Source organism: Aromatoleum aromaticum EbN1 (assembly GCF_000025965.1).
Taxonomy (GTDB): Bacteria; Pseudomonadota; Gammaproteobacteria; order Burkholderiales; family Rhodocyclaceae; genus Aromatoleum; species Aromatoleum aromaticum.
In genome coordinates this window covers 357,964-370,014 of record NC_006513.1, presented here as the reverse complement: position 1 = coordinate 370,014, position 12,051 = coordinate 357,964, and the positions used below count along the sequence as shown (strand labels likewise).

The 12,051-nt window shown below is 64.7% G+C and carries 15 protein-coding genes; 13 read left to right on the top strand and 2 right to left on the bottom strand.

Going from position 1 to position 12,051, the window contains the following annotated elements:
• Window positions 1–7 precede the first annotated feature (7 nt).
• The 4 genes from istB to EBN1_RS01670 all read left to right on the top strand — a co-directional run bounded on the left by istB (window position 8) and on the right by EBN1_RS01670 (window position 3,220).
• The gene (gene istB / locus EBN1_RS01685) at window positions 8–742 is read left to right on the top strand and encodes an IS21-like element ISAzo4 family helper ATPase IstB (RefSeq protein WP_011236010.1); all 735 of its coding nucleotides are present in this window, start codon (window positions 8–10) and stop codon (window positions 740–742) included.
• Between the two features lie 221 nt (window positions 743–963).
• Window positions 964–1,347 (top strand): hypothetical protein, encoded by a 384-nt coding sequence (locus EBN1_RS01680; protein WP_049780149.1) that lies wholly within the window; start codon window positions 964–966, stop codon window positions 1,345–1,347.
• 30 nt (window positions 1,348–1,377) lie between these two features.
• A complete protein-coding gene (locus EBN1_RS01675) occupies window positions 1,378–2,736 on the top strand; it encodes an IS1182-like element ISAzo1 family transposase (protein ID WP_011236184.1) in 1,359 nt (452 codons plus the stop codon).
• A 199-nt stretch (window positions 2,737–2,935) separates the two neighbouring features.
• Complete coding sequence (locus tag EBN1_RS01670) at window positions 2,936–3,220, top strand: hypothetical protein (protein WP_049780147.1); 285 nt, start codon at window positions 2,936–2,938, stop codon at window positions 3,218–3,220.
• Window positions 3,221–3,372: 152 nt separating this feature from the next.
• On the opposite strand, the gene EBN1_RS01665 is transcribed toward EBN1_RS01670, so the two are convergent.
• Window positions 3,373–4,455 carry a type I restriction endonuclease gene (locus tag EBN1_RS01665; protein WP_011236182.1) on the bottom strand — a complete coding sequence of 361 codons (1,083 nt, stop codon included), beginning with the start codon at window positions 4,453–4,455 and terminating at the stop codon, window positions 3,373–3,375.
• Window positions 4,456–4,650: 195 nt separating this feature from the next.
• On the bottom strand, window positions 4,651–5,307 hold the full coding sequence (locus EBN1_RS01660; RefSeq protein ID WP_241762789.1) for a mechanosensitive ion channel family protein: 657 nt from the start codon (window positions 5,305–5,307) through the stop codon (window positions 4,651–4,653).
• 301 nt (window positions 5,308–5,608) lie between these two features.
• Between EBN1_RS01660 and EBN1_RS01655 the strand changes: the two genes are divergently transcribed.
• From EBN1_RS01655 to EBN1_RS01615, 9 genes are all read left to right on the top strand, one after another.
• Window positions 5,609–6,235, top strand: coding sequence for a c-type cytochrome (locus EBN1_RS01655; RefSeq protein WP_011236180.1), 627 nt, complete (start codon window positions 5,609–5,611; stop codon window positions 6,233–6,235).
• 10 nt (window positions 6,236–6,245) lie between these two features.
• Entirely contained in the window at window positions 6,246–7,172 is a 927-nt protein-coding gene (locus EBN1_RS01650) for a c-type cytochrome (RefSeq protein ID WP_011236179.1), read from the top strand.
• A gap of 157 nt (window positions 7,173–7,329) precedes the next feature.
• Window positions 7,330–7,845, top strand: coding sequence for an HMA2 domain-containing protein (locus EBN1_RS01645; protein WP_011236178.1), 516 nt, complete (start codon window positions 7,330–7,332; stop codon window positions 7,843–7,845).
• A gap of 26 nt (window positions 7,846–7,871) precedes the next feature.
• Entirely contained in the window at window positions 7,872–8,207 is a 336-nt protein-coding gene (locus tag EBN1_RS01640; RefSeq protein WP_011236177.1) for an HMA2 domain-containing protein, read from the top strand.
• Window positions 8,200–8,901 carry a ferritin-like domain-containing protein gene (locus EBN1_RS01635; RefSeq protein ID WP_011236176.1) on the top strand — a complete coding sequence of 234 codons (702 nt, stop codon included), beginning with the start codon at window positions 8,200–8,202 and terminating at the stop codon, window positions 8,899–8,901. Before EBN1_RS01640 ends, EBN1_RS01635 begins: the two co-directional genes overlap by 8 nt.
• A gap of 1 nt (window position 8,902) precedes the next feature.
• The gene (locus tag EBN1_RS01630) at window positions 8,903–9,265 is read left to right on the top strand and encodes a hypothetical protein (protein WP_041645513.1); all 363 of its coding nucleotides are present in this window, start codon (window positions 8,903–8,905) and stop codon (window positions 9,263–9,265) included.
• Window positions 9,262–9,606 (top strand): hypothetical protein, encoded by a 345-nt coding sequence (locus EBN1_RS01625; protein WP_049780146.1) that lies wholly within the window; start codon window positions 9,262–9,264, stop codon window positions 9,604–9,606. Before EBN1_RS01630 ends, EBN1_RS01625 begins: the two co-directional genes overlap by 4 nt.
• Window positions 9,587–9,970 carry a YtxH domain-containing protein gene (locus tag EBN1_RS01620; protein ID WP_041645511.1) on the top strand — a complete coding sequence of 128 codons (384 nt, stop codon included), beginning with the start codon at window positions 9,587–9,589 and terminating at the stop codon, window positions 9,968–9,970. Before EBN1_RS01625 ends, EBN1_RS01620 begins: the two co-directional genes overlap by 20 nt.
• Window positions 9,967–12,051: a heavy metal translocating P-type ATPase gene (locus tag EBN1_RS01615; protein WP_011236174.1), complete on the top strand. Its 2,085-nt coding sequence runs from the start codon at window positions 9,967–9,969 to the stop codon at window positions 12,049–12,051. The genes EBN1_RS01620 and EBN1_RS01615 overlap by 4 nt, the downstream gene beginning before the upstream one ends.

The following is a 12,051-nucleotide window of genomic DNA, read 5'->3' as shown; positions in this document are numbered from 1 at the left end:
AACATCGATGCTGATGCAACACAGCCTGCAACAACTGCGCACCCTGCGCCTGGAAGGCATGGCCCGCGCCTTCGAGGAGCAGCTCACCCAGCCCGCCATCACCGCGCTCAGCTTCGAGGAGCGTTTCGCCCAGCTCATCGATCGCGAGATCCTGCTGCGCGACGGCAAACGCATCGATCGGCTGCTCAAGGCCGCCCGCATCAAAGCCGCTGCCGCCTGCCTGGAGGACGTCGACTACCGCGCCGGGCGCGGCCTCGAGCGCAGTCAGATCGCCGCGCTCGGAACCGGCCAGTGGATTCGCCATCACCAGAACTGCCTCATCACCGGGCCCACCGGCAGCGGCAAGACCTGGCTCGCCTGCGCGCTCGCCAATGCCGCGTGCCGGCAGGGCCTCGCGGCCTATTACGTGCGTCTGCCGCGGCTCTTCGAAGAGCTGCGCATCGCGCATGCCGACGGCAGCTTCAGCCGACGCCTCATGCAGCTCGCGCGCATGGATCTCATCGTCATCGACGATTGGGGCCTGGCCGCGCCGTCGGCGCAGGAGCGAAGCGACCTGCTGGAGCTGCTCGACGACCGCGTCGGCACGCGTTCGACCGTGATCACCAGCCAGCTGCCGATCGAGCACTGGCACACCTACCTGGGCGACCCGACCTTCGCCGATGCGATCCTCGATCGCGTCGTGCACGCCGCGCACAAGCTCGCCCTCAAGGGCGAGTCGATGAGAAGAAAGGAAAAGGCATGAGGCCGTGCGCGCGAGACGCCTTACCCACAGGCGCCCGCCCGCCAGCGTATGAGGCGCGCTGGCGGCCGCCTGTGGATAAGCCTGCGCCGTGCCTCGAATTGACCGTGATCGTGACCGACGCGGTTAGAATCTGAACACCACGCTTCGCGCGCAGACCCCCCGGTCACGTTCGTCGGTGCAGGCGGTCACGTTCGTCGGAATGCGCACTCGAATCGGGGTCGTTGCTTGAGAAGCTGGGCATCCGCCTCGTATTTCGGAACGAAGACGAGCTCGAGCGGTTTGTCGAATGGGTACGTGAAAACGTCGTGAGGAAGCCTGGCGTGGGTCAAGTCGTACTGATAGGTGCCGTTGTGGCTGCTCTCGTTGGTCTGGGTATGCACTTCCTTGCAGCCCCGGCGGGCGGCAACACAACGACGATCACCGCAACAAACAACGTGATCATGACCATCGGCGCGGGCGAAACGAGTCTTTCACCCGAGCAGTTCAAATCGGTCGTGGAGGCCGCCGTGTCGAGCAGGAAGGAACTCGCGTCGGCTACGGCTCTCGTGCTGAAACCCGCGAGGCTTGACCCCGAAGCTAGCAGCGTGTCGGACTATCCCCTGTAAAATGACGCGTCGCCCCTGGAACCCGAGAGCATGAGCCGCTTCCGCCCGATCGATCGCCAAACGGACTACCTGCTACCACCGTCGGTGCAGGACTGGCTGCCCGAATCGCACTTGGCGCGCTACGTGGTCGATGTGGTGGAAGGGCTGGACCTGTCGGCATTGGAGCGCGCCTACGCGGGTCGCGGTAGCGATGCCTACCACCCGGCGCTGCTGCTGTCGCTGCTGATCTACGGCTACGCGACGGGAACCCATTCGAGCCGCAAGATCGAGCGGGCCACGTACGACTCGCTGGCCTTCCGCTTCATCGCGTGCGACCAGCATCCGGACCACGACACGCTGGCGACGTTCCGCCGCCGTTTCGGCGATCAGTTCGCCGATGCCTTCGTGCAGGTGCTGCAAGTCGCCCGCGAGAACCAGCTCTCGCGCTTTGGCACCGTGAGCCTGGACGGTACCAAGATCCACGCCAACGCCAGCCGACACAGCGCGCTCTCGTATGGGCACGCCGAGAAGATCGAGGCCCAGCTCAAGGCCGAAGTGCAGGAGATGCTCGCGCTGGCCGAAGCGGCCGATCGGAGCTGCGTGCCCGAGGGCGTGGATCTGCCCGCGGAGATCCAGCGCCGAGAAGACCGGCTGGCCGCCATCGCGGCCGCCAAGGCCAAGATCGAAGCGCGCGCCAAGGAGCGCTTCGAGCGCGAACAGGCCGAGTTTGATGCCAAGCTGGCCAAGCGTCAGGCCAAGGCGGCGGCCACCGGCAAGAAGCCCGGCGGCAAGCCGCCGACCCCGCCTGCCCCCGGTCCGCGCGCGGACGACCAGCTCAATCTGACCGACGAAGACTCGCGCATCATGAAAGTGACCGGCGGCGGCTTCGAGCAGTGCTACAACGCGCAGGCGCTGGTCGATACGGAGTCGATGCTGGTGATGGTGCCCCACCTCACCCAGGCGGGCAACGACAAGGAGCAGGTCGAGCCGATGCTGGCCCGCATCGCGGCCCTGCCCGAAGGGCTCAATCAGCCCGACCAACTGCTGGCCGACACCGGTTTCTTCAGCGAGCGCAACGTCGAGCGCTGCCAGGCCGCCGGGATCGAACCGCTGATCGCGGTCGGGCGCGACGAGCACCATCCGGATTGGCGCCGCCGCTTCGAAGAGCCCGCCCCGCTCGAGCAGCCCGCCAGCCCCGTCGAACAGATGAAGCACGCCCTCAAGACCCGGGCCGGCCGCGCCGCCTACGCGCTCCGGAAACAGACCGTGGAACCGGTGTTCGGCATCATCAAGTCGGTGATGGGATTTCGCCAGTTCCTGCTGCGCGGGCTCGACAACGTGCGCGCCGAGTGGACCCTGGTGTGCTTGGCGTGGAACTTGAAGCGCATGGCCGTATTGCGTCCGCAGTGAGAAAAAAGGACAGGGGCATTGCGATTTCGGACAGGAAACCGCTGATTGGAACCTGAAATGCCGACCGTTTCTCACATTGTGAAATCAAGCCCCCGGATACAGCGCCGGCGGTGCTCAAGTCCGACACGCTGCTAGTCTCCGATTCGATGGTAACGATGCGCTGCAAATTTCGCCCGAAGCCATCAAGGCGACTCCCGCCATGCTGGAGGTTGAGCCGGATGAAACCAGCGAACGCCTCCTCGATGTCGATCTGCAAATTCGAGCCACCAACTTGGATCACCCCACCCGGGGCTGGGCTGCTCTCATTCCCGGGCGGGTGGACCGCCGCGTCCGGATGGAGCTTGACGACGGAGTTTCACCACGCGATGTTGCTGGTCGGTTTCAAGTTCGGGCCGATGTGACGGTCCACTACAAGAGACCGCCGTCGGGGAAGAAGTACGTACCGGCAATCATTCAAGTCCATCGAGTGATCCACGACGAATGACGGGCGCGGGATAGCGAGAGAGGTTGTCAGTTTTACTTGCACCCTTTCGGTCGCGTCCAAGTTCGCCCTGGTGGGTACGGGATGTTCTGGTGCGTTATTCCGGGCGTGCAGCGGTAGTACGGGGGCCTGCGATTTATGCCCCCCTCCCTCGGCTATGCGTAAATGCTGGCTGCGGTCTTCAACTGCTCGGAAAATTGGTAGATGTCGTCGAGGCAGCTTACTGGGTGCCGAGTCTCGTTCTTCGCTTCATCGAACAGCCCCAGGTACTTCTGGCTGCGGTTGAAGTGCAGCCGACAGATCGGCTTCCGGTTGTTGTCGTCCACCAAGACCCCACAGTAACTCTGCGTGTCGCGCATCACGATTCGCTTCGCGTCCAGCACAGAGCGAACAATCGCCTTGACGATGTGGAACCCTTCGAGTTCTTCCAGCGTGGTAGCGACCTTGTCCGCATCGTTGGGCGTGGGTTCCTTGCTGGTTTCTTCCGGGGTCGGCGTCTGAGTCGGTGTGCCCGCCACCGCACCAGTGCTGATGGCGGACTTGAGCCGCTCGTTCACTTGATCGCTCAGGAACTGAATGGTGGCCTTCCGGGTGAGGATGGCGAACTGTTCGCGCACCTTCTGGGTAATCGCACCTTCGTACACGCGGGCGGCAACGAATCGAATGAAGTCGTCCTCCGGCGTAGTGAATTGGGAGCCGATGAGCTTCTTGATCTGGCTGACGTACTTCAGCTCTCCCGCAGCACTGAGAATCGACTCGACGTCGAAGGCAGACTTGGTCAGCTTGAGAAGTTCAGGGACCGAGTGTTCATCGATGTCGAGAAGGTCTAGCTCAAGAAACGGCTTCTCGTCCATCTTGTTGGGCGCGTCGAGGTCCGTGAAGAACTTGTAAACCTGCCCGTTGGTGAGAATCGAAATCCTCGCGCTCGTTACATGGAAGTACCGGAACAGTTGTCCAGCATGACCGATGTTCAGCGGCTCGCCGATCTTCTTGCACTCGACAAGTATCTGGATCTCGCCGTTCTTCAGGATCGCATAGTCGATCTTCTCGCCCTTCTTCGTGCCCACGTCGCACACGTACTCGGGAATCACTTCGGTCGGGTCGAAGACGTCGTATCCGAGTACCGAACTGATGAAGGGCATCACGAAGGCGTTCTTGGTCGCCTCCTCTGTTTGAATCGCGCTGGCTTGCTGGCGGATCTTCGCGGCAAGTCCCTTCAGCTTATCAATGAATTCCATGGCTCCCTCGTTGGCCGGTCAAACTTACTTATCGTATTTCCATACTCACAAGGAATGCAACTGGAGGTAACGGACGCTGATGCGAGGGTGGGCGGAGGATGAGCGCGTTCTCGGACATCTCGCCGGTCAGGTCGATGGCAAGGCTACGATAGGACGACCACGGCCGACATCGCCAAGGCCGTCGTCGCTCTCCGATCATCCCGATGCCGATTCCCGCCCCCAACAGCGGATCGTGCGCTGGAAGAAGAGGCTGTTGGGCACTCGCAGCACCGTTTCGACCTGCTCGGCGGAGGTTTCTTGCAATGTCGTGTAGATCAGGTTGATATCGATCACGCGGCCTTTGAGTCCGGGTTTTTCGCCGTTTTCCAGCACCTCGATCTGATCGAAGAGGCGAAACGGCCGGGCGGTGAGGATCAGCAGGGTGCAGAAGATGTTGGACAGCACGCTCCACGCGGCGAAGAAGGCCACCGCTGCAACGGCGGCGAAGCCCGTCAGCGCGGTCCACAGGACGGTGGCCGATACGCCGAGGCGATCGAGGGTCAGCAGGAGGGCGCCGGAGTAGATGAGGAACGTGCTCCCTCTGCGTGCGCCGATGACCATTTCCGCCGGCAGGCTGTAACGATCGCCGATCCGCCGGATCAGGCGTTTCACCACCATGCGCAGCACCCCCGCGCCGATGAAGATCAGAAAGACCTGCAGGCCGAGGGTGATGGTGGCGAGCCAGGGAAGGGCCCATTGGGGAAGAATCTCTGTCATCGGCGTCGGAAGGATCTGAGTTGCGACCCGGGCACCGGCCGCGAGGCGCAGATTGTAGCCGACCGACTCGCCATACGGCCGCGCGGCGACGGGCAACAGGATTGAAGCCGCTGGGCTCGCCCGGCAAGTGCCTGCCCGGCCTGACCGCGCGGCGCAAGGAACTCGTCATCATGGTCGAGCGGATGCTGCTCGATGCAGCGCAACCGTCAGCCTGAGCTGCAGCGACCCGGAATAATGGAGTCCGCCGCGGCCGACATATTCGTCCCGACTGGCCTTTCCCCGCTGGGAGGATCCGCCCGCCGCGGCTATGCTGCGGCGGAAGGGCACTTTTCGGTGGCAGCGGTTGTCGGTGCAGTGACGGCCGTCATGGCTCGATCGGAACTGCGCGGAGGCGTTCATGATTCTCAGATATGGGCCTATCGTCGGGCTTTTCCTCGCTTGTGCGGTGCACGCGCAGGCTCCAGCCGACGTTTACAGCCGCGGCGGCGCGGATCCCGCTGCCGTGGCATGTGCAACCTGCCACGGCGCGCAGGGGGAGGGTATGGAAGCGGGCGGCTTCCCGCGACTCGCGGGCTTGCCCGCCGACTACATCAGGAAACAGCTCGCCGACTTTGCTTCCGGCGCTCGCGCGAATCCGCTCATGCAGCCGATTGCTTCGGCGCTGATGCGCGAAGAGATCGACGCTCTGGCCGCGATGCTTGCCGCCAAGGCTTATCCCGAGGTGCCGCCGGTCGGCAAGGCGGCCGAGGTGCAGGAGCCGGGAGAAACGCTGGCGCTGCGCGGCGCGTGGGATCGCAACATCCCGGAATGCGTGGCCTGTCACGCGCCGGGTGGACGCGGAGTCGGCAATGCCTTTCCGCCGCTCGCCGGCCAGCCCGCGCAGTACCTCGCCGCTCAGCTGACAGCTTGGCAACAGGGCACGCGCAAGAACGATCCGAACGATCTCATGGGGCATATCGGGCGCAGCCTGACAGCCGACGAGATCGAGGCCGTGTCGAAATACTTCGCCGGCCTGAAGAAATAGGAGCGCAGACATGAAAACCTCGTGCACGGCGGTGCTGCTCAGCGCCTTCGGCTTTGCCTCCTTCGTGGCGCACGGCGCCGAAATCGCGGAAGACCAGTCGCAGATTCTCACCCGCCCGGGTTCGCCCGCGAGCGAGCGCTATTTCAGGCCGCCGTTGGAAAGGGAAATCCCGGACAACGCTTTTGGCAAGCTGGTTCAGGAAGGGCGCGCGATCTTCGTGGATACGAAGAACCGCGCGCCGGAGTACGTCGGCAACGGGCTCAGCTGCGGCAACTGCCACCTCGAACAGGGGCGAAGGGCGAACTCCGCGCCGCTGTGGGCCGCCTACACGATGTACCCGGCTTATCGCAAGAAAAACGACAGGGTTAACAGCTACACCGAGCGCCTGCAAGGCTGTTTCCAGTTCAGCATGAACGGCAAGGCGCCCGAAGCCGAAGGCCGCGTCATCGCTGCGCTTACTGCATATTCGTACTGGCTCGCGATGGGGGCGCCGACCGGACAGGAGCTGCCCGGCCGTGCCTATCCGGAAGTGCCGCCGCCGGCAGGCGGCTTCGATCTCGCGAAGGGCAGACAGATCTACGCCGACCAGTGCGCGATATGTCACGGCGCCGATGGCGAGGGCCAGAAATCGGGCGAAAACTTCATCTTCCCGCCGCTGTGGGGGCCCGACTCGTTCAACTGGGGAGCCGGGATGCACCGAATCAACACTGCCGCGGCTTTCATCAAGGAGAACATGCCGCTGGGCAAGGGGGGCACGCTGTCGGACGAGGACGCCTGGCACGTCGCGGCTTTCATGAACAGCCACGAGCGGCCGCAGGACCCGCGGCTGATCGACGGGTCGGTCGAAAAGACGCGCGACAAGTACCACGCGAACGACGGCGTGAACCTGTACGGTATGGTCGTCAACGGCAGGATGCTGGGCCAGGGCGTGGAATGATGCTCAGGTCTTTCGGTTCCAGCGTCGCGGATCGGTGCCGGATGGCGCTCGAAGCGCCAACCGCCCGATATGGTCGCTGGGCCACCCGGGCAGACCCGGTTTGTCCTTCACCCCGGAACGCCTTCGCCCCGGGCATCGAGCGGTAAAGTCGAGCATAATGTTCGAAATATCGACACAGTTGACTCGCATGAATTGCATCGTTTCCTCGATACCGGGCCGGCTGCGGCTTCGCAACCGGGCATTGCGTGAACCCGATCGACATGCTCGCCTGCAAGCGCTGCTGGAGGGGCTCGATGGGACTCTGGCCGTCGAAGGGAGCATCAACGCCGGCAGCCTGTTGATGCGCTACGACACCGCCCGGATCGACAGGGCGACGATGGAAGCGCAGGTGACGACCGCGGCCGGGAAGGTGCTGAGAGGAGTCCCGGAGACTGTGCGGGGCGCGCCGAACGCGGTGCAGCCGCCTTCCCCCGGGCGCTGGAAGCTCGGTTCGAGGCGTGCAATCGCGCGGCGGCTCAACACCTACTCGAAGATCGGCATGCTCGGCAGTCTCGGTGCGTCGCTTGCGCTGGCCGCGGTGGGGAACAAGCATCTGCACGCGGCCAGCGGAGGCGTGTTCACGGCGCTGCTTGCGATTCACATGGCCGTGCACCGGCGCCACTTGCTGAAATAGCTCGAAATACCGTGTTGGAATCCCCCATGGACGAATTCGATCAACTGCAACGCTTCACCGGCTACCTGCGTATCGCGCACCACATCCCGGGGCGCATACGGCTCAAGCTCGAGGGCGATCTGGACTCGGCTCGGCTCGCGGCAATCGGCGACGCAAAACGCTTCGGGCGTGCGCTCGACAGCATCTCCGGCGTGCATTCGGTCAAGCTCAATATTCTGGCCCGCTCCTGCACGATCGAATACGACACGAGCACGATTCCCTCCGCCGCCTGGCCGGATCTGCTGGGCGGCGTGCGCTCGAGCGCGGCGGAAACACTGCTGGACATACTGGTGACCAAGCATCGGGAGCTGCTTGGTGCGTAACTACGACGAAGCGATCCTGCGCAGCCGGCGAATCGACCCCGCTGCGCCGTTTGCGTCGCTGCAGCAGGGGCTGCGCATTGCGCTCTACGACGCCTATGCGGCGCGGGCCTTTTACACGAAGATGGTCGAGGCGTTCGGGCCGCGTGCTCCGTTCGCCGATCTCGCTAAATCGGAAGAGAAGCATACGGCGACCCTTTCCACGCTCGCACGGCGCTTCGGCGTGCCGCTCCCGCTCGATCCATTTCCTCTCGAAACCGCGTTGGCGCCCGACTGGCGCGCCAACTGCGAGCGGGCGGTGGCGGGCGAGATCGGACGGGTGCGCCTTTACGAATCGCTCCTGACGGGAATCGCCGAGCCGCAAGTGCGCCGGACCTTCCAGCGTTTGCAGGCGAGCGCGCTGGAACGTCATCTGCCGATGCTGCAACGCGCCGTGGCCGATGCGCTGCGGCAGGAAGCGCTTCATGCGCGGCAGGGCGTCGCACCCGAACAGGCGTATATCCAGCATGGTCTATTCGCCGATTTTCTCGAGAAAACCTTCGCCGTGCTTGGGAGCCAGCACCACGCCATCGGCGTCGTCGGCCCGCTCCTGCGCAACACTCGCCCCGCGATGATCGCCGGGCTCGTGGCGGGTGGGGCAGGCGTTCTGTTCGTCAAGGGCAAGCGCAAACTCAGTCAACAAGAAAAGGAGGGATGACATGTACCCCTTGCTTCCATTCGCCGTCGGCCTGGTGACCGGTGCCTTGGGCATCCGGCTGTTCAAGGCGGGCAAGACCCGCGCCACGCTCGACAAAGCCCAGGAGCGCCTGCGGGAGGCGACCGTGTCGAGTCTTAGCGCGATCGAACATTCGTCGGCCCACTTGCGCGCGAAGCTCGCCACAGACGCCGAACCGCCGCTCGAAACGGCAGCCCAGGCGCAAGCGGCGCCAAACCAGGCGGAGTCCAAGGCAGCACCGCAATCGAAGGCGGCTCCACGCCGCCGGCGCAAACCCGCACCCGGTAGGGCCGAGTCCGCCGGTCAACGCGCGCAAGCCGACAAGCCCGACGAGGACCAGTCGTGAAGCGGCGGCTGCGCCCCTATCCGGCCCCCGCCACAGATCCCGCGTCGGCGAATTTTGTCCGCGGATTCGTCGCCACCGGCCTCCTTGCAGCGCTGCCGAGTGGGGCGGCAAGCGCCACGGCGCCGAATGCCGGCAAAGCCATCCTGTGTCAGGCACTGCAAGGCGGAATCGCCCTCGCGGCAGGCGGGACGGCAGCAGACGCCCTGCAGCGTCGCGATTACCGGACGACCGTAGTGGCTGTCACCGGCGGCGCGGCCGCGGTAGTCGCCGTCGATTACCTGTTGCGCAAACCCGCGCGCAAAGACAACAAGGAGAAGGCTCTTGGGCAAGAAAAAGCATAAGAAGGCGAAGCACCGCGACAAGGCCGCGGCTTACGCCGGCGGATCCTGGGGTGAACACCCGCATTACAGCGGTTTCGGCGCGCAGGGCCATCATGCGGGCGGTTTCGGCGCCGGACTGGTCGACGAGGATTTCCTGCGTGGGCTTCCCGGCCGGCTCAAGTCGGGCCAGTACGAACAGTTCGTGATGGGCGCGGTAATCGGGGCCGCGGCCGCGTACGTGCTCAGTGACGAAGAACTGCGCGCCAAGCTGGTGAAAACCGGCATCAAGCTCTATTCGAACGTGGTCGGCGGCTTCGAGGAGATGAAGGAGCAGATGGCCGACCTCAAGGCCGAAGCAGAAGCGGAGCGCCGCGACGAGGCATGACTTCGGGTTCGTGGTTCGGCACGCTGGAACTCGCCCACCGCACGCGCGGGCGCGCGCGCTTTCGCTACCGCTGCCGGAAGGGCACGCCGACCGATGCCAGGACGATCGAGCGGGCGGCCGAAAACATCCCCGGCGTGCTCGAAGCGCGAGTCAATCGCGCGGCACGTTCGCTGGTGCTGCATTTCGACGACAAGGAGGTCGAACTCGAGACCTTGCGCACGGCGCTCGCAGCCTTGTCCGCGCCGATTCCGGCCGCACGAGGATCGGCCGTTGTCGAGCAGGGCGGACCGGCGCCGATGGTGGCGAGTCTCGTGACACTGGCCGTCACGCGTTTTCTGCCGCAGCCGCTGCAGCTTCCGGTGACGCTCGGGGCGGCCGCGCCCCTGCTCAGGCATGCGCTGGAGGACCTCGTCGCCAACGGCATTTCGTCGCATGTGCTGGAGGCGATGGCGGTATCGATCTCGCTCGCGCGTGGTGACTATACGGCCGCCAATACGACCACTTTCATGCTGGCGTTGGGGGAGTACCTCGAGATTTCCATCGCCCGGCGTTCGGACGATCTGCTCAAACACCTTTTGCGTCCGGCAAGCGACGAGATCTGGATCGAGCGCGGCGGGCAGGAAGTGTTGGTTGCGGCCGGTGAAGTTGCGGTCGGCGATACGGTGATCGTCGCGGACGGCGCTGTCGTTCCCGTTGACGGCACTGTGCTGGGAGGCGAAGCCACCGTCAATGAAGCGACGATGACGGGCGAGAGCGCCGCGGTAGCGAAGGGGCGGGGCGACGCAGTTCTTTCCGGGACGCTGGTCGAAGAGGGCCGCCTGAGAGTGTATGCGGAACAGGTCGGCAGCCGCACGGCCGCTGCACGCATCGCCGACTACGTCGAACAGTCGCTGACGGCGAAAAGCGCGGCACAACTCGACGCCGCGCGCCTCGCCGACCGTCTCGTGCCGATCGTGCTGGGGCTGGCGGGTGCCACGTATTTTATTTCGGGCGACTGGCGTCGGGCCGCGTCGGTGCTGCAGGCCGACTATTCCTGCGCGCTCAAGCTCGCGACGCCGGTCGCTTTCAAGTCAGCGATGTACGGGGCGGGGCGTGCCGGAATCCTCGTCAAGGGGGGCAGCGCCCTCGAGCGTCTCGCCGATGCCGACACCTTCATCTTCGACAAGACCGGCACGCTGACCGCAGGCACGCTCGCCGTGACCGACTCGATCGCGTTCGACAGCACCTACACCGCGGAAGATCTGCTGTGCCTCGCGGCTTCGGTCGAGGAGCACTACGTCCATCCACTCGCACATGCGGTCGTCACCGCGGCGCGCGCGATACACGGGCAGCATTTCGATCACCAGGAAGTGCAGTTCATCGTCGCCCACGGCGTCGCGAGCGTCATCGATGGCCAGCGCATCGTCATCGGCTCGCGACATTTCGTCGCCGATGACGAAGGGATCGACATTTCGGCACATCTCGAGACCGTCGACCGACTTTACGAGGAAGGCAAGACGCTGCTCTACATCGGCTTCGGCGGCAGGTTCCTCGGCGTGCTGGCGCTGAAGGACGAAGTACGCGCCAACAGCGCGGCGACCATTCTCCGGCTGCGCGAATTGGGCGCCAGGCGGATATTGATGCTCACCGGGGACCACCGCGAGCGGGCCGAAGAACTTGCGGAGCACCTCGGGCTCGATGGCTGCCATGCCGAGCTGCTGCCGGAGGACAAGGCGCGGATCGTCGAAGAACTTTCGCGGCAAGGCGCGCGCATCGCCTTTATCGGCGACGGCATCAACGACGCTCCTGCGCTCGCCGGTGCCCATGTCGGCATTGCAATGCAAAAGGGGGCGGATATTGCGCGCCTCACGGCCGACGTGGCGCTGCTCGAGGACGACATCGCCTGTGTGGCCGACGCCAAGGCCCTTGCAAACGGCACGATGGCGCTCATCGGTTCCAACTATCGACTGACGGTAGGACTCAACACGGGGATTCTCGCCGCCGCGGCGGCCGGGCTGCTGTCGCCGATCACCACGGCCATGCTGCACAACGGCAGCACGATCGCGATCCTGCTCAACGCCTTGCGCCGCAGCAGCGTCTGA

What these genes read in the sequence shown, in the direction of transcription:
- istB (WP_011236010.1), top strand. Translation starts at nt 8, where the DNA reads ATGCTGATGCAACACAGCCTGCAACAACTGCGCACCCTGCGCCTGGAA.
- EBN1_RS01675 (WP_011236184.1), top strand. Translation starts at nt 1,378, where the DNA reads ATGAGCCGCTTCCGCCCGATCGATCGCCAAACGGACTACCTGCTACCA.
- EBN1_RS01670 (WP_049780147.1), top strand. Translation starts at nt 2,936, where the DNA reads ATGCTGGAGGTTGAGCCGGATGAAACCAGCGAACGCCTCCTCGATGTC.
- EBN1_RS01665 (WP_011236182.1), bottom strand. Translation starts at nt 4,455, where the DNA reads ATGGAATTCATTGATAAGCTGAAGGGACTTGCCGCGAAGATCCGCCAG.
- EBN1_RS01655 (WP_011236180.1), top strand. Translation starts at nt 5,609, where the DNA reads ATGATTCTCAGATATGGGCCTATCGTCGGGCTTTTCCTCGCTTGTGCG.
- EBN1_RS01650 (WP_011236179.1), top strand. Translation starts at nt 6,246, where the DNA reads ATGAAAACCTCGTGCACGGCGGTGCTGCTCAGCGCCTTCGGCTTTGCC.
- EBN1_RS01645 (WP_011236178.1), top strand. Translation starts at nt 7,330, where the DNA reads ATGTTCGAAATATCGACACAGTTGACTCGCATGAATTGCATCGTTTCC.
- EBN1_RS01640 (WP_011236177.1), top strand. Translation starts at nt 7,872, where the DNA reads ATGGACGAATTCGATCAACTGCAACGCTTCACCGGCTACCTGCGTATC.
- EBN1_RS01630 (WP_041645513.1), top strand. Translation starts at nt 8,903, where the DNA reads ATGTACCCCTTGCTTCCATTCGCCGTCGGCCTGGTGACCGGTGCCTTG.
- EBN1_RS01615 (WP_011236174.1), top strand. Translation starts at nt 9,967, where the DNA reads ATGACTTCGGGTTCGTGGTTCGGCACGCTGGAACTCGCCCACCGCACG.